General features: G+C 65.3%; 20 protein-coding genes. 14 read left to right on the top strand and 6 right to left on the bottom strand.

From position 1 onward, the window contains the following. The first annotated feature begins 85 nt into the window (after positions 1-85). The 8 genes from J7573_RS00410 (at position 86) to hemB (ending at position 8,709) form a co-directional block, all read left to right on the top strand. Positions 86-2,122, top strand: coding sequence for an NADH:flavin oxidoreductase (locus tag J7573_RS00410; protein ID WP_294323561.1), 2,037 nt, complete (start codon positions 86-88; stop codon positions 2,120-2,122). Between the two features lie 104 nt (positions 2,123-2,226). Next, positions 2,227-3,519 (top strand): Xaa-Pro peptidase family protein, encoded by a 1,293-nt coding sequence (locus J7573_RS00405; RefSeq protein WP_294323558.1) that lies wholly within the window; start codon positions 2,227-2,229, stop codon positions 3,517-3,519. 54 nt (positions 3,520-3,573) lie between these two features. Beyond that, the gene (locus J7573_RS00400) at positions 3,574-4,335 is read left to right on the top strand and encodes an amino acid ABC transporter ATP-binding protein (protein ID WP_294324832.1); all 762 of its coding nucleotides are present in this window, start codon (positions 3,574-3,576) and stop codon (positions 4,333-4,335) included. Next, entirely contained in the window at positions 4,335-4,976 is a 642-nt protein-coding gene (locus tag J7573_RS00395; protein ID WP_159410034.1) for an amino acid ABC transporter permease, read from the top strand. Before J7573_RS00400 ends, J7573_RS00395 begins: the two co-directional genes overlap by 1 nt. After that, complete coding sequence (locus J7573_RS00390; protein WP_294323548.1) at positions 4,973-5,641, top strand: amino acid ABC transporter permease; 669 nt, start codon at positions 4,973-4,975, stop codon at positions 5,639-5,641. Before J7573_RS00395 ends, J7573_RS00390 begins: the two co-directional genes overlap by 4 nt. A 49-nt stretch (positions 5,642-5,690) precedes the next feature. Next, complete coding sequence (locus J7573_RS00385) at positions 5,691-6,524, top strand: transporter substrate-binding domain-containing protein (protein WP_294323545.1); 834 nt, start codon at positions 5,691-5,693, stop codon at positions 6,522-6,524. A 270-nt stretch (positions 6,525-6,794) separates the two neighbouring features. Then, on the top strand, positions 6,795-7,520 hold the full coding sequence (locus J7573_RS00380) for a hypothetical protein (protein WP_294323541.1): 726 nt from the start codon (positions 6,795-6,797) through the stop codon (positions 7,518-7,520). 214 nt (positions 7,521-7,734) lie between these two features. Next, a complete protein-coding gene (gene hemB, locus J7573_RS00375) occupies positions 7,735-8,709 on the top strand; it encodes a porphobilinogen synthase (RefSeq protein ID WP_294323538.1) in 975 nt (324 codons plus the stop codon). 61 nt (positions 8,710-8,770) lie between these two features. Here the strand turns inward: hemB and J7573_RS00370 are convergent, their stop codons facing one another. Then, positions 8,771-10,105 carry an MFS transporter gene (locus tag J7573_RS00370; RefSeq protein ID WP_294323535.1) on the bottom strand — a complete coding sequence of 445 codons (1,335 nt, stop codon included), beginning with the start codon at positions 10,103-10,105 and terminating at the stop codon, positions 8,771-8,773. Between the two features lie 63 nt (positions 10,106-10,168). Then, positions 10,169-11,488, bottom strand: a complete 1,320-nt coding sequence (locus J7573_RS00365) for an FAD-binding oxidoreductase (RefSeq protein ID WP_294323532.1) — start codon at positions 11,486-11,488, stop codon at positions 10,169-10,171. 221 nt (positions 11,489-11,709) lie between these two features. Between J7573_RS00365 and proP the strand changes: the two genes are divergently transcribed. After that, positions 11,710-13,212 carry a glycine betaine/L-proline transporter ProP gene (proP, locus tag J7573_RS00360; protein ID WP_294323530.1) on the top strand — a complete coding sequence of 501 codons (1,503 nt, stop codon included), beginning with the start codon at positions 11,710-11,712 and terminating at the stop codon, positions 13,210-13,212. Positions 13,213-13,215: 3 nt separating this feature from the next. Here proP and J7573_RS00355 read toward each other — a convergent pair whose 3' ends face one another. From J7573_RS00355 to J7573_RS00340, 4 genes are all read right to left on the bottom strand, one after another. After that, positions 13,216-13,917, bottom strand: a complete 702-nt coding sequence (locus tag J7573_RS00355) for a YoaK family protein (RefSeq protein ID WP_294323528.1) — start codon at positions 13,915-13,917, stop codon at positions 13,216-13,218. A 9-nt stretch (positions 13,918-13,926) separates the two neighbouring features. Further along, positions 13,927-14,553, bottom strand: a complete 627-nt coding sequence (locus tag J7573_RS00350; protein ID WP_294323526.1) for a riboflavin synthase subunit alpha — start codon at positions 14,551-14,553, stop codon at positions 13,927-13,929. 182 nt (positions 14,554-14,735) lie between these two features. Then, the gene (gene treS / locus J7573_RS00345; RefSeq protein WP_294323523.1) at positions 14,736-16,802 is read right to left on the bottom strand and encodes a maltose alpha-D-glucosyltransferase; all 2,067 of its coding nucleotides are present in this window, start codon (positions 16,800-16,802) and stop codon (positions 14,736-14,738) included. 182 nt (positions 16,803-16,984) lie between these two features. Then, positions 16,985-17,911 (bottom strand): LysR substrate-binding domain-containing protein, encoded by a 927-nt coding sequence (locus J7573_RS00340; protein ID WP_294323521.1) that lies wholly within the window; start codon positions 17,909-17,911, stop codon positions 16,985-16,987. Between the two features lie 141 nt (positions 17,912-18,052). On the opposite strand from J7573_RS00340, the gene gtdA reads away from it, so the two are divergent. From gtdA to J7573_RS00315, 5 genes are all read left to right on the top strand, one after another. After that, positions 18,053-19,108, top strand: coding sequence for a gentisate 1,2-dioxygenase (gene gtdA / locus J7573_RS00335; RefSeq protein ID WP_294323518.1), 1,056 nt, complete (start codon positions 18,053-18,055; stop codon positions 19,106-19,108). A 16-nt stretch (positions 19,109-19,124) separates the two neighbouring features. Next, a complete protein-coding gene (locus J7573_RS00330; protein WP_294323516.1) occupies positions 19,125-19,823 on the top strand; it encodes a fumarylacetoacetate hydrolase family protein in 699 nt (232 codons plus the stop codon). Between the two features lie 82 nt (positions 19,824-19,905). Then, complete coding sequence (locus J7573_RS00325; protein WP_294323514.1) at positions 19,906-21,252, top strand: aromatic acid/H+ symport family MFS transporter; 1,347 nt, start codon at positions 19,906-19,908, stop codon at positions 21,250-21,252. Positions 21,253-21,270: 18 nt separating this feature from the next. Further along, positions 21,271-21,912: a maleylacetoacetate isomerase gene (gene maiA, locus J7573_RS00320; protein WP_294323511.1), complete on the top strand. Its 642-nt coding sequence runs from the start codon at positions 21,271-21,273 to the stop codon at positions 21,910-21,912. 37 nt (positions 21,913-21,949) lie between these two features. Then, positions 21,950-23,143, top strand: coding sequence for a 3-hydroxybenzoate 6-monooxygenase (locus tag J7573_RS00315; protein WP_294323508.1), 1,194 nt, complete (start codon positions 21,950-21,952; stop codon positions 23,141-23,143). Positions 23,144-23,276: the final 133 nt, after the last annotated feature.

The raw sequence follows: 23,276 nt of genomic DNA, 5'->3' as shown, positions 1-23,276 counted from the left end.
TGTACACCACTGTCGAATTTATTGACACTGGTGTACATGGGGTCTAATGTCGATTTTGCCTGATGCCCTGAACGCGAGAACAATCATGTCAAATGACCCGTTGCTTCAGCCGTACCAACTCAAGCACCTCACCCTGCGCAACCGCATCATCACTACCTCCCACGAGCCCGCCTACCCCGAAGACGGCATGCCCAAGCAGCTGTACCGCGCCTACCACGTGGAGCGCGCCAAGGCCGGGGTGGCCATGACCATGACGGCCGGTTCTGCGGCCATCTCCCGCGACAGCCCGCCGGTGTTCAACAACGTGCTGGCCTACAAGGACGAGGTGGTCGGCTGGATGAAGGACCTCACCGACGAATGCCACGAGCACGGCGCGGCGGTGATGATCCAGCTCACCCATCTGGGCCGCCGTACCCGTTGGGACAAGGGCGACTGGCTGCCGGTGGTGTCGCCGTCGCACAACCAGGAACCGGCGCACCGGGCCTTCCCCAAGCGTTTGGAAATCTGGGACATCGAGCGCATCGTCAAGGATTACGCCGATGCCGCCGAACGCATGCAGGCCGCCGGGCTCGACGGCATCGAGCTGCAGGCCTACGGCCACCTGATGGACCAGTTCTGGTCGCCGCTGACCAACGAACTGCAGAACGTCTACGGTGGCTCGCTGGAAAACCGCCTGCGCTTCACCTTCGAGGTGCTCACGGCCATCCGCAAGCGGGTTGGTAGTGAGTTCATCGTCGGCATCCGCTACACCGGCGATGAAGTGCTGGCCGGCGGGCTGACGAAAGCGGAGGGCCTGCAGATCTCCCAGCTGCTGAAGAACAGCGGCATGATCGACTTCCTCAACGTGATCCGCGGCAACATCGCCACCGACGCCGGCCTGACCGACATCATCCCGATCCAGGGCATGCGCAACGCGCCGCACCTGGACTTCGCCGGCGAGATCCGTTCGCTGACCGGTTTCCCGACCTTCCACGCGGCGAAGATCCCGGATGTGGCCACTGCGCGCCATGCCATCGCCAGCGGCAAGGTGGACATGGTCGGCATGACCCGTGCGCACATGACCGACCCGCACATCGTGCGCAAGATCATCGAAGGCCGCGAAGACGATATTCGCCCCTGCGTCGGCGCCAACTATTGCCTCGACCGCATCTACCACGGCGGTTCCGCCTACTGCATCCACAACGCCGCCACCGGCCGCGAAACCACCATGCCGCACCAGATTCCCAAGGCCGGGCGCAAGCGCAAGGTCGTCATCGTCGGAGCCGGCCCTGCAGGCCTGGAGGCCGCGCGGGTGGCGGGCGAGCGCGGCCATGAAGTGGTGGTGTACGAGGTGGCCGACAAGGCTGGCGGGCAGATCCGCCTGACCGCGCAGTCGGAGCGGCGCAAGGAGATGATCAGCATCATCGACTGGCGCCTGGCCCAGTGCGAGCGCCTGGGCGTGACCTTCCACTACAACGTCTGGGCCGACAGCCAGATCATCCTCGACGAAGCCCCCGACGTGGTCATCGTCGCCACCGGCGGCCTGCCGCACACCGAGGTGATGGAGCAGGGCAATGACCTGGTGGTGTCGAGCTGGGACATCATCTCGGGTGACGTCAAACCCGGGCGCAATGTGCTGGTGTACGACGACGCCGGCGACCACGCCGCGTTGCAGGCCGCCGAGTTCATCGCCCAGAGCGGCGCGCGCACCGAGATCATGACCCCCGACCGCACTTTCTCGCCCGAGGTCATGGGCATGAACCTGGTGCCCTACATGCGCGCCCTGCAGCAACTGGACACCACCTTCACCGTGACCTGGCGCCTGAAAGCGGTGAGCAGAACCGCCGACGGCCTGCTGGCAACCATCGGCACCGACTACAGCGAGCTGCGCCAGACCCGGCTGGTCGACCAGGTGGTGGTCAACCACGGCACCCGGCCGCTGGACGACCTGTACTTCCAGCTGTGCCCGCTGTCGAGCAACGAAGGCGCGGTGGAGTACCTGGACCTGATCGCCGGCCGCCCGCAGGCCGTGGCCCGCCGTGACGATGGCCGCTTCCAGCTGTTTCGCATCGGCGACGCGGTGGCCTCGCGCAACACCCATGCCGCCATCTATGACGCGCTGCGCCTGGTCAAGGACCTCTGAACCACGCGCCACAACAACCATAAGAACAGCAGCACCCGTTTCGCGCTTCCTTGTTACTGCCCTGGCTCCAACAACGACAACGATATCCAGTGGAGAGTGTAACCATGCACATCGGTACCCGACCGAGCCCCGCGCCATCCCTGCAGTTTCGTGACGACGTCAGCGTAACCGGCCATGCCCTGGCCCCGGTGGACAGCGAGCTGCTCGCCGCCCAGGCCGCGATCGACCGCAAGGCCCTGCGCCACTACCGCCTGGAGCGCATCCGCCAGCAGCTGCGCGCCCATGACTACGGCGGCATCCTGCTCGCCGACCCGATCAACATCCGCTACGCCACCGACACCAACAACCTCGGCCTGTGGGTCATGCATTCACCCAGCCGCTATGTGTTCGTACCCACCGAGGGCCCGGTGGTGCTGTTCGAGTTCACCAGCAGCCGGCACAACAGCGAGCACGTCGAGACCATCGACGAGATCCGCCCGGCGCTGCCCTGGCTGTACTTCCTGGCCGGCCCGCGGGTCGACGAAAAAGCCGCGTTGTGGGCGGCCGAAGTGGCCGAGCTGATGGTCCGCCACAGCGGTGGCAACCGTCGCCTGGCCGTGGACCGCTGCGATCCGTGGGGCGCCGAGAAGCTCAAGGCCAAGGGCATCGAGCTGTTCGATGCGCAACCGCTGATGGAGCAGGCGCGGCTGATCAAGTCGGTTGAAGAGGTCGCCAGTCACCGGGTGTCGATGGCGGTCTGCGACCTGGCCATCGCCCGCATGCGCGCCAGCCTGCAGCCGGGCATTACCGAAAACCAGCTGTGGAGCATCCTCCATGGCACCAACGTCGCCCAGGGCGGCGAGTGGGCCGAAAGCCGCCTGCTCAGCTCGGGCCCGCGCACAAATCCATGGTTCCAGGACGCTACCGACAAGGTCATCGAGGCCGGCGAGATGGTCTGCTTCGACACCGACATGGTCGGCCCCGGTGGCTACCTGTCGGACATCTCGCGCAGCTTCGTCTGCCCCGGCAAACCGGTGACGGCGGCCCAGCGCGAACTGCTCGACATCGCCAGCCAGCAGATCAGCCACAACATCGAGCTGCTGCGCCCGGGCCTGTCGTTCCGCGAGTTCGCCGAGCGCTGCTGGCCGGTGCCGCGCCAGTTCGAGCACAACCGCTACATGATGATGCTGCATGGCGTCGGCCTGGTCGACGAGTACCCCAGCGTGGCCTACGCCGTGGACTTCGCCGAGTGGGGCTATGACGGGCTGTTCCAGGAAAACATGGTGGTTTCGGTGGAAAGCTACATCGGCGAACGCGGCGGGCGTGAAGGCGTGAAGCTGGAAGAACAGGTGCTGATCACCGCCCAGGGCGCGGTCAAGCTGTCGAGCACGCCCCTGGTCGATGACCAGCGGTCTTGAGCGGAGGGCCTGCCCATGAACCCGATGAGCGTTCCGCTGCGCCAGGTGCCACCCATGCCTGAGCCCAAGCCGGCATTCCTGCGCCTGGAGTCGATCCACAAGCAGTTCGGCCCCTATGAGGTGCTGCACGACGTCAATTTCGAGATGCGCAAGGGCGAGGTGGTGGCCATCATCGGCCCCAGCGGCTCGGGCAAGAGCACCTTGCTGCGCTGCATCAACCAGCTGGAGCCGCCGACCCGCGGGTGCATCCGCCTCGACGAGCTGGACATCGACGCCGCCACGCCACTGGCGCGCGCCGACCTGCTGAAGCTGCGCCGGCGCATCGGCATGGTGTTCCAGTCGTTCAACCTGTTCCCGCACATGACCGTGCTGCGCAACGTGAGCCTGGCGCAGGTGCGCACCCTTGGCCGCAGCCAGCGCGAGGCCGATGCGCGCTCGCTGCAGTTGCTGGAGCGGGTGGGCCTGGCCGACAAGGCCGGGCACTACCCGGCGCGCTGTTCCGGTGGCCAGCAGCAGCGTATCGCCATCGCCCGGGCACTGGCGCTGGAGCCCGAACTGATGCTGTTCGACGAGCCGACCTCGGCGCTGGACCCGGAGCTGGGTCTGGAAGTGCTGGCAGTCATGAAGGAGCTGGCTGCCGAAGGCATGTCGATGATCGTCGTCACCCACGAGATGCACTTTGCCGAGACGGTCTCCGACCGGGTGGTGGTGATGGCCGACGGGCGCATCCTCGAACAGGGCCCGAGTGCCCGGGTGATGCGCCAGCCACAACATGAGCGGGTGGTGAAGTTTCTCCAGGCCGTGAGGGACCGCTGATGAACGACATTCTCTCGATGTTGCTCACGGGCGTGCCGTGGACCCTGGGGGTGACCCTGTGTGCGTTCGCCACCGGGGTAGTGCTGGGTTTTCCGCTGTGCGCACTGCGCATGGCCCGCTCACGGGGGTTGGCGGCGCTGGGTGCGGCCATCGTGCTGACCTTGCGCTCGATCCCGCCGATCGTCTGGCTGTTCTTCATCTTCTTCGGCATTGGCGGTGGTTATCTCACCCTGTCGCCGTTCGTCGCGGCGGTGGTGGGCCTGGGCCTGATCACCGCCGCGCAGATGGCCGAGGTGTATCGCGGCGCCTTTGCGGCGATCCCCGATGGCCAGTACGAAGCGGCCCATGTGCTCAACCTGTCGCCACCGCAACGCTTCTTCGATGTGGTGTTGCCGCAACTGACGCGCATCTCCATCCCGACGGCGGCCACCTATGCCATCGGCCTGCTCAAGGATTCGGCGGTGGCGTCGACCCTGGGTGTGGCGGACATCAGCTTCCAGGCGTACCAGGTGTCGCAGCAGACCTTCCAGGGCTTGGGTGTGTATAGCGCTGCCGCGCTGGTGTACCTGGTGCTCAGCGTGCCGGTGGCGCTGGCCTCGCGCTGGGTGTCGGCGAGCTTGCAACGGAGGATCAGCCAATGAATGAGATGCTGAGCCAATGGGCCGAATGGTTCCCGGAACTGTGGAAGGGCTTTGTGCTGTCGTTGCAGGTGACCGCCATCAGCCTGGTGCTCGGCGTGTGCCTCGGCCTGCTGCTGGCCCTGGGCGTGAGCGCGAAGGGCAGGGCGGTGCGCTACCCGGCGCTGGTGATCGTGGAGCTGGGGCGCGGTGCGCCGGCCTTGATCCTGTTGCAGTACTTCTACTTCGGCCTGCCGTCGGTGAACCTGACCCTGAGCTCGTTCTGGGCGGCCGTGCTGGCGCTGGCCTACTGCACGGCGGCCTATACCAGCGAGATCATCCGTGGCGGCCTGGAAGCGGTGGCCCGTGGTCAGCATGAAGCGGCCGAGGTGATCGGCCTGGACCGTGTCGATGCGCTGCGCTACGTGATCCTGCCCCAGGCCCTGCGGGTGGCGCTGCCGTCGCTGCTGGGCTTCTCGATCATGATGTTCCAGGCCTCGTCGCTGTGCTTCACCATCGCCTTGCCCGAAATCGTCAGCCGCGCCTCGGCCATCGGCTCCTCGACCTTCCAGTACATGCCGGTGCTGGTGCTGGCCGGGTTGATGTACGCAGCGGTCTGTGCCCCGGCAAGCCTGGGCGTTGCTGCCCTGGAAAGAAGACTGGCGCCCGGCCAGCACGCAACGCCCTGAACCCTGCCTGCCCCTTACATTGCCTGCCCCTTACATTGAAAAGGTAACCGTGATGAAACCATTCAAGCGTTTTACCCGCTGCCTGGCCCTTTGTGTCGCCGTGGCCGGGAGTGCCCAGGCCCTGGCCGAATGCAAGCCAGGCCACAGCTTTACCACCTTGACCCCCGGTGTGCTGACGGTGGCGGCCTGGGTGTTCCCGCCGTACTCGATCCCCGGGCCGAATCAGGAGCTGGGCGGCGTGGACGGCGAGATCATCCGGCAGATCGCCGCCCGCGAATGCCTGACCATCAAGGCCAGCGTGCTCGACCCGGCGGCGGCGATCCAGTCGGTGGTCACCCGCCGTGCCGACGTGGTGATCGGCGACTGGTACCGCACCGTGGAGCGCGGCAAGGTGCTGGGCCTGTCGGCGCCGCTGTACCTGGATGTGATGGGCATCATCTCCAAGCCGGGCTATGCCACGGTCGGTGAACTGGAAGGCAAGCGGGTTGGCACCGTGCAGGGTTACCTGTGGGTCAATGACCTGAAGAAGGTACTGGGCGATAACCTGGTGCTGTACCCCAACCCGGTGGCCATGGCCCAGGACCTGGCCTCCGGGCGCATCGAGGCGGGCATCGACAGCCATGCGGTGGCAATAGCGTCGCAGCAGAAGGGGGCCTACCAAGGCGCGAGCATCAAGGTGTCGGCGCCCGATCCGCGGGTGAAAGCTACCGAGCAGCCGGGGCAGACGGCGATTCCGTACATGCTGAGTAATGCCGAACTGGGCAAGGCGCTGGATGCCAATATCCAGGCGTTGCACGGCAGTGGCGAGATTGCGCGGATTCTCGAGGCCCATGGGCTGGACCGACAGGCGGCTGAGGTGGGGGCACCAAGGCTGGTGGATTGAGACCAGGTCAGGCAAGGCGAAAACAGCCGAGCAAGCGGAGTGTACTGGAGTACATGAGCATTCCGAGGCTGTTTTCAATGCAGCATGGGCAAATCTCAAGGCTTTTCGTACAGAGCCTGATTGCACTTACCTCAATACCCGCTGACAGTATACCCCTCACTTCAAAGAGTTGTTATCAGGGTGCTTTGAATACACAGTGGATTCACAGGCAAATCAAGTTGTCTGTCAGGGCAATCAACTTCCTGCTATCACTCGGAGTGCTTTAACCGAATGACCTACCGCATGGAGTTGTTATGCACTGCCACGTTTAATCAATTAGGCAGGACCATTATTGTGCTAGAAATTGACGGAATCAAAATCAGGAAAATGCCGGCTCTCCGTACATTGGCGGCGGCAGAGCAATCGGAAAACATCCTGCACGCCTGCGCGCAAAGCACCTATGTGTATGCTGAGGGCGGTTCGGGGGAAGTTGTGGCGCGCATCATCACTCCCCTTGAGTCCGGGCAGGTTGATATCCAGCTGCTTGGACCAGGCGGCACCCTTAAAGAGGTTGATCGACAACGGGCATTTGATCATTGCAATCTGAGTGATCTGATAATGGAGGATAATCTTCTCAAACATGTCTACGGTAAATCAGTCTATGCGGATGGCACCCCGGTCAGGCTGGACACTCGGGAACTACCCCCCGCGACCGCTGAACAGAGTGAGTTTAGTGAATTTCCGTTGTTCGCTCCAAAAGGCACGGACCTCGGCATGCGCGACGCCGAACGCGTAGTGGACCGGACGTTTTACTGGGGGGCAAACTCAAAGATGACGGTGGTCATCAGAACCACGCTGGGCCGAGTATTGAGCTGCACCGAGAATGCCTCATTGGCCATGGACCATGTTCAGGTGGGCGATTTCATCTACCTGCCAGTGGGGGGCAGCATCCAGCTCGTGTGGCGCATCAGCGTGACCGAGCAACAGCGCATTGTCCCATGGGCCATTGAGCTCTGACAGTTTTGCGCATACTGGTCACCTGAGTCGTTGATCACCCTTTGTACGATGGACGCTTGCACATTGAGGGCGCGGTGCAAAGGGTGACCACAGGGCCGGCAGAGGCAAATTTCGGCCATTGCGTTTGACGCAACACATAATCTCGTCTTCTGGCCTTTTCACTGGCGCGCGACAGGCATAAGGTATACGCCGTTAAAAATGCCCTGGAGCTGTCATGTCCAACCGTTTCCCTTCCGTTCGTCCCCGCCGCCTGCGCCAGAACGAATCCCTGCGCACGATCTTCCAGGAAACCGAATTCCGCCTGGAAGACCTGATCCTGCCGATCTTCGTCGAGGAAGGCATCGATGACTTCGTGCCGATCACCAGCATGCCGGGCGTCAACCGCATTCCGGAAAAACTGCTGGCCCAGGAAATCGAGCGCTATGCCCGTGCCGGCATCAAGTCGGTGATGACCTTCGGTGTGTCGCACAACCTGGATGCCACCGGCAGCGACACCTGGAACGAGAACGGCCTGGTCGCGCGCATGTCGCGGATCTGCAAGGACACCGTGCCGGAAATGATCGTGATGTCCGACACCTGCTTCTGCGAATACACCAGCCACGGCCACTGCGGCGTGCTGCACGACCACGGCGTGGACAACGACGCTACCCTGGCCAACCTGGGCAAGCAAGCGGTCATCGCCGCCGCTGCCGGTGCCGACTTCATCGCCCCGTCGGCGGCGATGGACGGCCAGGTGCAGGCCATCCGCAGTGCCCTGGACGGTGCCGGCTTCCACGACACGGCGATCATGGCCTATTCCACCAAGTTCGCCTCGTCGCTGTATGGCCCGTTCCGTGAAGCGGGCGGCACCGCGCTCAAGGGCGACCGCAAGAGCTACCAGATGAACCCGATGAACCGCCGCGAAGCGGTGCGTGAGTCGCTGCTCGACGAGCAGGAAGGGGCCGATGTGCTGATGGTCAAGCCGGCTGGTGCCTACCTCGACGTGATCGCCGACATCCGCGCCGCCTCGCGCCTGCCGCTGGCGGCGTACCAGGTGAGCGGCGAGTACGCGATGATCAAGTTCGGTGGCCTGGCCGGTGCCATCGACGAAGGCCGGGTGGTGCGTGAAAGCATCGGCGCGATCAAGCGTGCCGGTGCCGACCTGATCCTGACCTACTTCGCCATGGACCTGGCCCGCGAAGGGATCTGATCGAAGGCAAAAAAAAGCCGCTGCAATTGCAGCGGCTTTTTTCTGCGCGAAAGGTGGCAGTTTACAGCGCTGCCGCTTCCTGCAGGCTCATCGACCTGGTCTCCGGTGCCAGCACCAGCGAGACCGCAAGGCCGAGCATGGTGATCGCCGTGGCCGCGAACATGGTGTTGGCGATGCCGAACTGCTCCAGCGAGATCGGTACCAGCCAGGTGCCGATGGCCGAGCTGAAGGCGGCCAGCGAGGCGCCCATGCCGACCGCGAAGGCGCGGATCTCGGTGGGGAACAGCTCGTTCGGGTAGACGAACTCCAGCACCTGGGCGCCGCCGATGAACAGCGCATAGGCGCCGAACAGCGACAGCACCACCCAGCCCTGGGCATCCGGGAACAGCCCCAGGCCCAGCAGCGCCAGGCCCGACCACAGGAAGCTGTGGATGATGATGGTGCGCCGGCCCAGGTAGTTGATCAGCCAGGTGGCGACGCAGCAGCCGATCACCAGGATCAGGGTGATGCCCATCGAACCGTAGGCGGCCAGGTTGCCGGTCAGCTTCAGGGCCTGGAACAGCTTGGGCACGAAGGCGTACACGGCGAACAGCGGGATCACCGCGCAGGCCCAGAACATCACCACGAAGAAGATGCGCTTGCCATAGCCGGCGCGCAGCGCGTCGACGAACGACATCGCCTTGCCCGAGGCGGCGTCATCGCTGATGTTGCGCAGCGAAAACGCCGCGCCGTAGACCTGGCGGATCACCTGTTCGGCTTCCTGGCGGCGGCCCTTGCTCAGCAGCCAGCGCGGTGATTCCGGGGTGCCCAGGCGGGCCAGCAACAGCAGGCCGGCAATGATCGCCGGGCTGGCCATCACGGTGCGCCATTGTTCAGGGCCGGCGTCGGCCAGCATGAAGTTGCCGGCGATGTAGGCCAGCGCGGCGCCGACGAACCACAGCACGGTCAGCAGCGACAGGCGCGAGCCACGGGATTTCTGCGGGATGAACTCGGTCAGCAGCGAACCGGCCGCGGTGTATTCGATGCCGACTGCCAGGCCGCAGCACAGGCGCAGCAGCGACAGGGCCAGCGGGTCCTGAACCCAGAGCATGGCGATGGACGACAGCAGGACGATTGCCGGGGCGACGAAGAACAGCTTCTGCCGGCCCATGCGGTCGGTCAGCCAGCCGCCGAAGAAACCGCCAGCGAACACGCCGAGCAGGGCCATGGCGGCGACCATGCCTTGCCAGAAGCCGCTCAGTTGCAGAGCCGCGGACATCGGGATGGTGGCGACGCCGATGATGCTGAGGATGTAGCCGACCATTACCCAGCCCAGCCCGGTACGCAGGGTGAGCAGTTGGTGGAAGCGGTTGATTTCAACGTCGTCGATCATGACGGGTGGGGCAGTGGAACGCATGATTCTCTCTTGATCTGTGGGTGATGCAATACAGGCAGTGGCGGGCGCTTTCGGCCCGCCGGGTCAGACTTCCAGGCCGGCGCGGAACTGGCCCCACTTGAGCACCGAGTTCACGCCGATCGACAGGAACGGTTGCGGCGGAGTCTTGTTCGGGCCGGGCGAGGACAGCAGGAAGTCGATGTGCTCGTTGCGCTCGCCCAGCAGCCAGTCGGCCAGCAGCTTGCCCGTGGCCGTGCCACGGGTGATGCCCAGGCCGTTGCAGCACAGTGCGCCGTACACGTTCGGTGCCAGCTGGCCGAAGAAGCCTTCGTGGTTTTCCGACAGGCAGATGGCACCGCTCCAGGAGTATTCGAACTCGACGTTGCCGAGCATCGGGAAGCGCCGCTCGAACGACTTGCGGTGGGTTGGCAGGTGGCTTTGCAGGGCATTGGCGCGCGGGCGGCCGTCCGGGTAGAAGTTGAAGCTGTTGCGGATCAGGATGCGGTTGTCGGCGGTACGCCGCACGGTGCTGCCGAACGGGTGCGCCGGGATCACGCCCCACACCGGCTGGCCACCCAGGCGGGCCTGTTCTTCCTCGGTCAGCTGGCGGCTGAGGCTGGCGTACAGGAACGTCGGCAGCAGGCGACCCTTGAGGAAGCCGAAGGCCGAGGCGAAGCCGTTGTTGGCCAGGATCAGCTTGTCGGTGACGATGCTGCCGCGCTCGTGCACCAGGGTGATGCGCTCGCCCTGGTCGATCGAGGTGATCGGGGTGTTTTCGTACAGGGTGACGTTGGCCGGCAGGTGGTCGGCCAGGCCCTTGACCAGTGCCGACGGCTGCAGCAGCAAGGTGCCGGGGATGTGCAGGGCCTTCTTGTAGTACGAGGTGCCGATGTGCGCGGGCAGGTCCTGCTCGTCGATCAGGGTGGAGCTGCAGCCGATCTTCTCCAGGCCGCTGCGGTAGGCCTCGAGGATGGCGATGCCCTTGGCGCCGACGGCCGCCTGGTACTTGCCGGAGTCGGACATCTGGCAGTCGATGCCGTTGCGCTCGACGATCGCGCGCAAGTAGTCCTGGCCGAGGGTGTTCAGGCGCAGGATCTTGGTCGCGGTGGTGACATCGCCAATGTAGTCCTTGGCACCGATGTCGTGGGGCACATCGATGGCGAAACCGGCGTTGCGGCCGGCGGAGCCAAAGCCGACTTCCTGGGCCTCGACCAGCACGATCTCTTCATTGGGGAAGTTCAACGCCATCTGGCGCGCCGCTGCCAGACCGGTCAGGCCGGCACCGACGATGGTCCAGCGCGCTTCCTTGCGACCCGAATGGCCCGGACGTGGCTGACGCTTGGGGCTGGTGTGGTACCAGCCCGGACGGGCGTCATCGCCAGGCAGCGAAGTTACTTTTTGCATTTATCTACTCCGGTTAACGATCTTGCACGCTTGCATGCCGCGGTGGCACATCGGCCTTCGAGTGCGACATTTTGTCATTGTCTATCGACATTATACAAATTGTCTACTATTCGTTTTTTCCGCTTCGATTCCTACCAGGCACAAAAAATCACTGAGCGCTGAATTATTTAGTGTCCCGTTGTATCTGATCCCTTAGAGCCTTCAGCGACAGGGATACGGGCATGAAATCTCGCAAGAAAAGCGTCCAGCCGATCGGCCTCAAGGACATCACCATCGTCGACGATGCCAAGATGCGTAAGGCGATCACCGCCGCCGCACTGGGCAACGCCATGGAGTGGTTCGACTTCGGCGTGTATGGCTTCGTCGCCTTCGCCCTGGGCAAGGTGTTCTTTCCCAATGCCGACCCGAGCGTGCAGATGATCGCGGCGCTGGCCACGTTCTCGGTGCCGTTCCTGATCCGCCCGCTGGGCGGGCTGTTCTTCGGCGCCCTGGGCGACCGCTTCGGGCGGCAGAAGATTCTTGCCGCGACCATCGTGATCATGTCGCTGAGCACCTTCGCCATCGGCCTGATACCGTCCTACGCCTCGATTGGTATCTGGGCGCCGATCCTGCTGTTGCTGGCAAAGATGGCCCAGGGCTTCTCGGTGGGCGGGGAGTACACCGGGGCATCGATCTTCGTCGCCGAGTACGCCCCGGACCGCAAGCGCGGCTTCCTCGGCAGCTGGCTGGACTTTGGCTCGATTGCCGGCTTCGTGCTGGGTGCGGGTGTGGTGGTGCTGATTTCCACCGTTATCGGCGAAGAGAAATTCCTCGAATGGGGCTGGCGCCTGCCATTCTTCCTGGCCTTGCCGCTGGGTATCATCGGCCTCTATTTGCGCCATGCGCTGGAGGAAACCCCGGCATTCCAGCAGCACGTGGACAAGCTTGAGCAGGGTGACCGCGAGGGCCTGGCCTCGGGGCCGAAGGTGTCGTTCAAGGAGGTCGCCACCCAGCACTGGCGCAGCCTGGTGACCTGCATCGGCGTGGTGATCGCCACCAACGTCACCTACTACATGCTGCTCACCTACATGCCCAGCTACCTGTCACACAACCTGCACTACAGCGAAGACCATGGCGTGCTGATCATCATCGCGATCATGGTCGGCATGCTGTTCGTGCAACCGATCATCGGCCTGATGAGCGACAAGTACGGCCGCCGCCCGTTCATCGTGGTGGGCAGTGTCGGGCTGTTCGCCCTGGCGATCCCGGCGTTCATGCTGATCAACAGCGGCGCGCTCGGGCTGATCTTCTCCGGCCTGCTGATCATCGCCGTGCTGCTGAACTTCTTCATCGGCGTGATGGCGTCCACCTTGCCGGCGATGTTCCCTACGCACATCCGCTACAGCGCCCTGGCCAGCGCCTTCAACATCTCGGTGCTGATCGCCGGCCTGACCCCGACCCTCGCCGCCTGGTTGGTGGAAAGCAGCGGCAACCTGTACATGCCGGCGTACTACCTGATGGTGATTGCCGTGGTTGGCCTGGTCACCGGCCTGACCATGAAGGAAACCGCCAACAAGCCGCTGCGCGGCGCAGCGCCTGCGGCGTCGGACATCGAAGAAGCGCGCGAACTGCTGCAGGAGCACCACGACAACATCGAGCAGAAGATCGAAGACATCGACGCGCAGATCGCCGAGCTCGAGGCCAAGCGCAAGCTGCTGGTGCAGCAGCACCCACGCATCGAGTGAGGCTCAGCGCGGCATGTAGCCGCGCTGCCACGAGCGGGGGATGAACCGCGACACCAGCGCCAGCAGGCAGGCCAGCGCAGCACTGCCTGCCATCGCCTGCAAGCCCAGGTGCTGTTGCAGCCAGGCGCCGAGGGCGGCGCCCAGCAGCATGCCGGCCCAGGGCACCAGTTGCACCCGCCAGCCGTTGCGCCGCTCGCCCAGCAACCAACGCCCCAGGCCGCGGCCGAAGCGCGACAGGGCACCGGTGACGTAGGTCAGGCCGATGGGCAGGCCGTTCACCTGTTCCACCACCGCATTGATCATGCCCATGGCCAGGGTGGCGGCCAGCAGTGCCGGGAAGGTTGCAGCGAAGGGCCACAATGCGGCGCAGGCCAGCAGTGCCGCGACCACCAGCAACACCGGCCACGCCCGGCGCCGGAAAGCGCGGGCCAGCAGCACGCCCAGCGCATTGCCGGCCACGAAACCCAGCACGGCGCCGCTCAGGCGCAGCACCATGGCCAGGTCCGCTTCACTGATGGCTACGGCCAGGCGGGTGGTATTGCCGCTCATGAACGAGACGAAATCGCCCAGCGCCAGCAGGCCGATGGCATCGGTCATGCCGGCCAGCACCGACAACCCCGCCACCAGGCCAAGGCCGACGCGGCCACGCAAAACCTGCAGGCGCAGGCGCCTGGCCGTGCGCGCGGGGAGGGCGTTGGGCAGCATGGGCCGGCTTCAGCGCGGCATTTCGCGGGCGAGGGTGCTCTTGATCGTGCGCTCCACCACGTCCACCAGCACCATGGTCTGGTGGTCCACCTCGATGTTCAGCAACTCGCCGGCCTGGTAGCGGGCGAAGGTGGTCTGGCGCAGGGTTTCCGGGATCAGGTTGATGGTCACCACGTTGTCCTCGACATCGGCGACGGTCAGGCTGCAGCCGTTGACCCCGATGAAACCGCGCGGGAACACGTACTTGCCCCACTCAGGTGGCATGCGGAAGGTGATGAAGGCGCCGGTTTCCTTGATCGACAGCTCGACCACCTCAGCGGTGGTGGCGATGTGGCCGGCCATCAGGTGGCCGCCGACTTCGGCGTTCATTTTCGCCGAACGTTCGATATTCACGCCCTGGCCAGCCTTGAAGCAGCGCAGGTTGGTGCGTTCGAGGGTGGCGGTCATGGCGTCGAACTTCACCTGGGTGCCGTCGATTTCGGTGACCGACAGGCAGGTGCCCTCGACACTGACGCTGGCACCAATCTTCAGTTCGTCGAGCAGCTCCGGGGTGAGGTCGATGGTGAACTGGTTGTGGCCCGGGTAGGTGGTCACATCAAGCAGAGGGCGGACGGCCTGGACGATGCCGGTGTACATGGAGTTGCTCCTGGGCACAGAAAGGGAAAACATCAGGAAGCTATGCCCGTGGCGCCGCAAAAGCAAGCTGCCTGTACCGGCCTCTTCGCGGGTAAACCCGCTCCCACAGGATCGCCACAGTCTTCAAGACTTGTGCAATACCTGTGGAAGCGGGTTTACCCGCGAAGAGGCCAGTTCAGGCTTCAGACATGCCCGCTGCTGTTCACGATCCTCAGGCACAGCGCCTCATAAGGGTCCAGGTTGACAGTCAGCCGGCCATCCTCGGTCAGGTCGCCTTCGACCGTCTCGTTGATCATGTCCACCACCGGCCCCGGGGTGAAGCCGGTCAATTGCAGCTCCTCGGCAATCACCGCCTGGCCGAAGTTCAACGCGCTGATCTGGATGCCACGCCCGGCCGGCAGCTCATGCACCATCACCAGCAGGCCCGGGCTGCTGACCTCGGGCACCAGCACCTGGCGGCTGGTGGCGATGCCATAGGCCTGGCGCACGGCCAGCAGCTTCTTCACCTGGCTGGCGAACGACTCGGGGTTGTCCAGCTGGCTGTCGAGGCTGCCGTACAGTGAGCGGGCCCGGGGCATGCCGCGCACCGAGGCTTCGGCCTGCGGGTCGAGCCCGGCCAGGTCGTAGCCGCCCCGGTGGATCCAGCGGGTATCGCCGTCGAGCATGCGCTCGGCCACCGCCTCGGCCGGCAGCGGCAAGGCGCCGACCAGGTCCCAGCCGGACAGCGCCACCACGCCCGGTTGCATGGCGTTGTACATCACCAGCAACAGGTGCACCTTCTGGATCAGCGCGATGTCCGCCGGGCTGAGCTGTTCGAGGTCGCGAATGCCCAGCGCCGCGGTGATCAGGCTGACACTGGTGCAGGCAATGCCGTTGGTGACGAAGCGCAGGTTGTACGGCGCATGCTCACCCGAAAGGCGCTCGTAGATTTCCTCGCGGATGTGCTCGCGCAGAATGCCGCCGGGCAGGGTCTGGCCCTTGTACAGGTACATGTCGTGGGCGTGCAGGGTCCAGAAGTGCACCAGCTCGACGGTCAGTTCATCGTGGTTCTGCAGGGCGTGGATCAACGACGCCGGGTCGATGCCGAAGGCATGCATCTCCTTGAGCATCAGGCGCAGGAATTCGGTGTCGCCAGTCAGCAGGGCATGCTGGCAGGCGGGGCGGGTGATGAAGTCGTAGGACAGGTCGGCCCCGCCCTTGGACATCTGCGCGATATCGTCGAGGGTCAGGTTGAGCTCCTGGAAGCTGAAGCCACCGGCCTTGCGGATCATGCCGCCAATCAGCTGGTTGCCGACGATCGACAGTGGGTGGCTTTCCGACCAGGCAGTGCCGCTGGCGCGGGCCTCCACGCCGAGAAAGCCGTTGGCATCCAGGCGCAGGCCGCGGGCGCCCAGGCAGTCCAGCGCGTGCAGGGCGTCGCCGATGATCATCTGCTGGGCCGCGAAGCTGGGGTCGAGCCAGTTCAGTGACGGTTGGCCGTCCTTGAAGTAGCGCAGGTACACCCAGCGCCGGGTCTTGCCGTCGACTCCGGTAATCGGCGCGGTAGCGCTCCAGTCGGTTTCCTTGACCCCAGGCTCGAAGAAGATCACCCGCTGCAGTTGGCCGACGATGTAGTGGCGCAGCTTGAGTTCATCGCACAGCGCCGGCGCCAGGTTGACCGCATCGCGGCCCTCGGGCACATCGGGCAACAGCGGCCAGTCCTCCTCGCGAATCTCGACCATGTGGTACAGCCCGGGGTAGGCACCGTGGGCCAGCTCGGCCAGGCGAAAGTCGGCGCCCTTGCCGGTGTGCGAGGGGATCAGGTCGTCGATGGTCACGGCGTTGTGCGCGGCGGCCATGCGGCTCATCTGCACCAGCTCCTGCTCGTTGCCGTAGAGCGGGTCGATGTCAAAGCTGATGCGGTCGAAGTTGCCGTCGATGCTGGGGGTGAAATCACGCCCGCGCACACCGCCAGACTGCTTGATCGGGCCGGTGTGGATGCCCTGCACGCCGATTTCCGACAGACGCTTCCACAGCGCTTCGTGACCGAGGGCAGCCAGTACCGAGCAGCCTTCGGGGGCGATGATCGCGTCGGGGTAGACCGTCAACCATACCGAGGCGATCTCGGTGGCGCGGCGTGGCTGGGCTTCGGCGTAGGGGTTCTGCCACAGGCGTGACTGGCCGGAATACAGCCTGGCGCGCTCCTGCGAGGCCTTGAGCATCGAACGGTCTTCGAGCCATTTGAGGTATGACGGGTCGGGCTGGGTCATTTCGCGTCCTCTTTGCGTGGCGGCACCGGCCCAAGTTATGACGGCATGCCGGGCGGATCGTTCGGCTTGAGAATAGCGGTGGCTTCTTCGCGGGCACGCCCGCTCCCACAGGTACTCTACAAAACTCAAGGCTGGTGAGATCCCTGTGGGAGCGGGCAAGCCCGCGAAGAAGCCAACACTGATCAAGGCTTGCGAATGGGCTTGCGGGCCGCCTCGCGCAAACTCTCCAGCAAATCCAGCACCGCCTCCTCGATATGCGGCTCATCGCGCCAGCACATGCCGATCGAGCCTTCCGCCTCCAGCTCGAAGTCCAGCCGGCGCAGCAACCCGCGCCCATGAAAATGCTCGGCCACCCGCCCGGAGGCGACCGACAGCATGTCGCTGTTCTGCATCAACCACAGGTTGGCCATCAGCGAAGACGATTCGATCCGGCACGGCAGCGGCTTGCGCCCGGCGTTGCTCAGGGCGGTATCTAGGCGGTTGCGGATCGGCGTGGCCGGTGGCCACAGCAGCCAGTCGTACTGGTACAGGTCGTCCCAGCCCAGGCCTTTGCGCTCGGCCAGCGGGTGGTCGGGGCGGGCGACCACCTGCATCGGCTCGCGAAACAGCATTTCGCTGTGCAGCGCCTGGCTCGGCTGGTAGTTGTCGACGCGCCCGACCACTACGTCCAGCTGGCCCAGCTGCAGGCGTTCGAGCAGCACGTTCATGGTGTTTTCCTGCAGTGATACCTGTGCTTTCGGGTGCTTTTCCAGGAAGTACAGGATGGCATCCGGCACCAGGCTCGGCGCCGAGGCCGGTGAAGTGCCGATAGCCACGTTCGGCGTGTTGCCTTCGCGCAGGGCATCCAGGTTGCTCTGCGCCCGTTCCATCTCACTGAGGATGCGCCGCGCGTGGTTGACCAGCAGGGTGCCTTCGGCGGTCGGCCGCAAGCCGCGGGCGTGGCGCTCGAAGAGCAGGGCGCCGGCGTCTTCTTCGAGCTCCTTGAGGAACTTCGACAGCCCTGGCTGGGTGGTGTAGGCCTGCCGCGCGGTGTCGCTGAGGTTGCCGGTTTCGGCCAGCGTCACCAGCAGTTGCAGGTGGCGTGGGCGCAGGCGGCGGGTCCAGTGCATGGCGAATCTCCCATCATCTTTATCGTATGGCTGCATACGAAAATATCATTTTTTTTGTATGTCGAGCGGGCGTTTAATCGACTCGACACGGGGGCGCTGCCACTGCCATGAGCCCCTTCACAGCCCACCACAGGTGAAGCGATGAATAACAACGACAACATCGGCACAGCCCGCGCCGAGTTCTATCAACGCATCGACAGCCAGGCTTTGTTCCCGCTGTGGGAACAGCTGCACAATCTGGTGCCGCCCCAGCCCACAACACCCTGCGTACCGGCACTCTGGCGCTTCAGCGAGGTGCGCCCGTACCTGATGGAAGCCGGCCAGCTGATCAGTGCCGAAGAAGCCGTGCGCCGGGTGCTGGTGCTGGAGAACCCGGGTATCCGTGGCCAGGCTTCGATCACCCCGAGCCTGTACGCCGGCCTGCAACTGATCCTGCCGGGCGAAATCGCCCCCAGCCACCGCCACAGCCAGTCGGCGCTGCGCTTCGTGGTCGAAGGCAAGGGCGCCTATACCGCCGTGGACGGCGAGCGCACCACCATGCACCCGGGCGACTTCATCATCACCCCGTCCTGGACCTGGCACGACCACGGCAACCCGAGCGAAGCCGAAGGCGGTGAGCCGGTGATCTGGCTCGACGGCCTGGATATCCCCACCGTGCGTTTCTACGGCGCCGGTTTCGCCGAGAACTACCCCGAAGCCGTGCAGCCGGTCAGCCGCCAGGAGGGCAACAGCCTGGCCCGCTATGGCGCCAACATGCTGCCCGTGCGCCACGAAGTGCACGACGGCACGTCGCCGATCTTCAGCTACCCCTACGCCCGAACCCGCGAAGCGCTGGCCACCCTCGAGCGCCAGGGCGAGGTGGATGCCTGGGACGGCGTCAAGCTGCGCTACGTCAACCCGGCCACCGGCGGCTGGGCCATGCCGACCATCGGCACCTGCATGCAACTGCTGCCACGGGGCTTCGTCGGCAAGACCGCACGTTGTACCGACGCCACCGTGTACTCGGTGGTCGAGGGCCGAGGCCGCGCCATCATCGGCGGGCAGACCTTCCACTTCGAGCCCAAGGACACCTTCGTGGTGCCGAGCTGGGCGCCGCTGAGCCTGCAGGCCGATGACGCGTGCGTGCTGTTCAGCTATTCCGACCGGCCGGTGCAGGAGGCCCTCGGGCTGCTGCGCGAAGCCCGCGAACACCATTGATCCGAGGACCTCTGCCATGACTTACCTGTTCGAACCTGCCGCCACCACCAGCCTGCCGATTGCCGGCAGCGACCAGCGCTTCCCGGTGCGCCGTGTGTACTGCGTGGGCCGCAACTACGCTGCCCACGCTCGCGAAATGGGCTTCGACCCGGACCGCGAGCCGCCGTTCTTCTTCTGCAAGCCGGCCGATGCCGTGGTCCCGGTGGCCGAGGGCCAGACCCTGGAACTGCCGTACCCGGCCGAAACCAGCAACTACCACTACGAGATCGAACTGGTCGCGGCCATCGGCAAAGGCGGCCGCGACATCCCGCTGGCCCAGGCCAACGAGCACGTGTTCGGCTACGCCGTAGGCCTGGACATGACCCGCCGCGACCTGCAGATGAAGATGCGCGAGATGGGCCGCCCCTGGGAAATCGGCAAGGCCTTCGACGCCTCCGCGCCGATCGCCCCGCTGCACCCGGCCAGCCAGGTCGGCCACCCGGCCCAGGCGGCCATCTGGCTGCAGGTCGAAGGCCAGGACCGCCAGCGCAGCGACATCGACAAACTGATCTGGTCGGTGCCGGAAACCATCGCCTACCTGTCGCGCTTCTTCGAGCTGCAGCCCGGTGACCTGATCATGACCGGCACCCCCGAAGGCGTCGGCCCGGTGGTGGCCGGCGAGCTGATGGTCGGTGGCGTCGATGGCCTGGGCGAGCTGCACGTGCGCGTCATCTGATTGCCCTGGGCCGGCGTGGCCGGCCCTTCCTCCCGGTTTTACACGTGGCCCGCGCCTGTGCGCCGGCCCGGAGGTTTCGCTCATGTCTTCCACCGACAACAACAACACCGTGGATGTACAAGCCTTCATCGACAGCCAGCCGGTTGCCCGCGTCCAGTGGCGCATCCTGCTGCTGTGCTTCCTGGTCACGGCCATTGATGGCCTGGACACGGCCGCCATCGGTTTCATCGCTCCGGCCCTGCGCGAACACTGGCAGATCGGCGCCGCCGAGCTCGGCCCGGTGCTCGGTGCCGCGCTGATCGGCCTGATGCTGGGCGCGTTCATGGCCGGGCCACTGGCCGACCGCTTCGGCCGCAAACGCGTGCTGCTGTGGTCGGTGGCCTGTTTCGGCGTATTCAGCCTGGCCGCCGCCTTTGCCCAGGACCTGCACAGCCTGGCGCTGCTGCGCCTGCTCACCGGCCTGGGCCTGGGCGGAGCGATGCCCAACGCCATCACCCTGACCTCCGAATACTGCCCACATCGTCGCCGTTCGCTGATGGTCACCGGCATGTTCTGCGGTTTCACCCTCGGCTCGGCCCTGGGCGGGGTGGTGGCTGCACAGCTGTTGCCGCTGTTCGGCTGGCGTAGCGTGCTGGCCCTGGGCGGCGTGCTGCCGCTGGCACTGCTGCCGGTACTGATGGTGGCGTTGCCCGAATCGGTGCGTTTTCTCGCACGCCGCAGGCCAGGTGACGCAATGGCCATCCTGCAGCGTATCGGTGCACTGCCGGTGGGTTGCCAGGGCCTGCGCAGCGATGAGGTGACCGAGGGCCATTCGCCGGTGCGGCAGATTCTTGCGGCCCCCCTGCGCCGCGGCACCCTGGCGCTGTGGCTGGCGTTCTTCATGAGCCTGCTGATCATCTACGGCATGACCAACTGGCTGCCGCTGCTGGTCAGGGACACCGGCCTGAGCCTGAGCCAGGCGGCGCTGGTCAGTGCGCTGTTCCAGATCGGTGGCACCCTCGGCGCGCTGTGCCTGGGCACGGCCATGGACCGCTTCGATGCGCACCACGTGCTGGTGCTGGCCTTGCTCGGCGGCGCCGGCTGCCTGTTCGCCATCGGCCAGTGCCATGGCAACTACCTGCTGTTGGGCCTGAGCGTGGCCGGCATGGGCTTCTGCATCAGCGGCTCGCAAGTTGGTGCCAACGCCCTGGCCGCCGCCTTCTACCCCACCAGCAGCCGCGCCACCGGCGTCAGCTGGGCGCACGGGGTAGGGCGCATCGGCTCGGTGTGCGGCACCTTCGGCGGCGCCTGGCTGATGGATGCCGGGCTGTCCTTCGAAGCGCTGTTCGGTGTGCTGATGCTGCCGGCCGTGCTGGCTGCGGCGGCGATTTTTTTCAAAGGCGTGCGGCCGACCGCCGCGCTGCCCGCCAATACCCACATCACGCTCTGATCGAGCAGGACCACTGCCATGCAGCTTTACAGCTTTTTCAACAGCTCCACCTCGTACCGGGTGCGCATCGCCCTGGCGCTCAAGGGCCTGGAGGTGGACTACCACGGCGTCAACCTGCGTGCTGGCGAACAGCGCCAGGCACAGCACCGTGAACTCAGCCCGATCGGCGGCGTGCCGGTGCTGGTGCGCGACGATGGCGTCAGCCTGACCCAGTCGCTGGCGATCATCGACTACCTCGACGCGCTCTACCCCCAAGCGCCGCTGCTGCCCAGCGAACCGCTGCTGCGGGCGCGGGTGCTGGAGGTCGCGCAACTGATCGCCTGCGACATCCACCCGCTGAACAACGTGCGCGTGCTCGGCTACCTGCAACGTGAGCTCAAGGTCAGCGCCGAGGCCAAGGACAGCTGGTACGCCTACTGGGTCGCCGAAGGCCTGGCCGCGCTCGAAGCCTTGCTGCAACGCTACGGTTTTGGCCCGTACTGCTTCGGTGCGCAGGCGACCCTGGCCGACTGCTGCCTGGTGCCGCAGGTAGCCAATGCCGAGCGCATGGGCTGCGACCTGCAGGCCTACCCACGGGTCATGGCCGTGTACGAGCACTGCCAGGCCCAGTCGGCCTTCCAGCGTGCTGCCCCCGGCCGCCAACCCGATTTCATTCAATAAGAAACGCAGGCCCCGCACCTGCACGGAGACCCGAACCATGACTGCCAGACAACAAAAAATCATCATCGTCGGTGGTGGCATCGGCGGCCTCGCCGCTGCCCAGGCCCTGACTGCGCAAGGTATCCAGGTGCTGCTGCTGGAACAGGCCGAGCACATCGGCGAGATCGGTGCCGGCATCCAGCTCGGCCCCAACGCCTACGCGGCGCTGGATGCCCTGGGCGTTGGCAACGCCGCACGCAGCCGATCGGTGTTCACCGACCACCTGATCATGATGGACGCCATCGATGCCCACGAAGTCGGGCGCATCGAAGTGGGCGAGGGATTCCGCCAGCGCTTCGGCAACCCCTATGGCGTGATCCACCGGGCCGACATCCACCTGTCGATCCTCGAAGCGGTGCGCGAGAACCCGCTGATCCGCTTCCAGACCTCCACGCACATTGCCGGCATGGAGATGGACGACCACGGCGTGACCCTGACCGACAGCAAGGGCAACCGTTACCAGGCTGATGCCGTGATCGGCTGCGATGGCGTCAAGTCGGTGATCCGCGAGCGCATGGTCGGCGACCCGGCGCGGGTTACCGGCCACGTGGTCTACCGCGCCGTGGTCGACGTCGAGAACATGCCCGAGGACCTGCGCGTCAATGCCCCGATGCTGTGGGCCGGACCGCGTTGCCACCTGGTGCATTACCCGTTGCGCGGCGGCCAGCAGTACAACCTGGTGGTGACTTTCCACAGCCGCAACGAGGAGCAGTGGGGCGTCACCGATGGCAGCAAGGAAGAAGTGCTGTCGTACTTCGAAGGCATCCATGAGCGCCCACGGCAGATGCTCGACCGCCCGACCTCGTGGCGCCGCTGGGCCACCGCCGACCGCGACCCGGTGGAGCAGTGGGGCGAAGGCCGTGCGACCTTGTTGGGCGACGCCGCCCACCCGATGACCCAGTACCTGGCCCAGGGTGCCTGCATGGCGCTGGAGGATGCGGTGGTGCTGGGGCAGGCGGTGAAGGCCTGCGAGCATGACCTGCAGGCGGCGTTCCGCCTGTACGAGTCGATCCGAATTCCACGCACGGCGCGGGTGTTGTGGTCGGCGCGGGAGATGGGCCGGCTGTACCATGCCAAGGGCGTCGAGCGGCTGGTGCGCAATCAGCTGTGGGAAGGGCGTTCGCAGGCGCAGTTCCAGGATGCGGTGCAATGGTTGTATGGCTGGAATGTCGATACCTGCCTGAAGCACTGATCCCAGGCCCGGCCTCTTCGCGGCTGAAGCCGCTCCCACAGGTACAGCGCTGCACTTGAGCATTGTGATGACCCTGTGGGAGCGGCTTCAGCCGCGAAGAGGTCAGGCCTGCAGTCTCCTATCTTCCTGGCGA

It is taken from the genome of Pseudomonas sp. (assembly GCF_017744435.1).
GTDB lineage: Bacteria > Pseudomonadota > Gammaproteobacteria > Pseudomonadales > Pseudomonadaceae > Aquipseudomonas.
The sequence above is the reverse complement of the archived record's forward strand: the minus strand, read 5'-3'. Positions and strand labels throughout refer to the sequence as shown.